Below are 319 nucleotides of genomic sequence, written 5' to 3'. Positions count from 1 at the left end.
GGTATGCCATGGAGAACGGTTTCGCGAACGACATGTCCGCCGCCACCTTCCTGCCCGAGCTCACCAACACCAACGCCCTGGGCTACCTGTCCATCATCATCTTCAACTTCATGGGCTTCGAGGTTATCTGCACCATGACCGATGACATGGCCGATCCCGCTCGCGATATCCCCAAGGCTATCGTCGTCGGTGGCGTGGCTATTGCCGTCATCTACCTGTTCGCTGGCTTCGGCATCGGCGCCGCCATCCCGGCCGACTCCATCGACCCCGACTACGGCATGATCGTCGCAGTCCAGACCATGGTGGGCGATTCCGTGCT

1 protein-coding gene is annotated in these 319 nt (G+C 60.8%); it reads left to right on the top strand.

Annotated features, from left to right (window positions below):
- On the top strand, positions 1-319 hold a 319-nt coding region (locus ACTM86_RS08990), incomplete at both ends, for an amino acid permease (RefSeq protein ID WP_441053350.1).

It is taken from the genome of Collinsella sp. HCP3S3_E11 (assembly GCF_052067375.1).
Taxonomy (GTDB): domain Bacteria; phylum Actinomycetota; class Coriobacteriia; order Coriobacteriales; family Coriobacteriaceae; genus Collinsella.
This window is presented reverse-complemented; position numbering and strand designations above follow the sequence as displayed.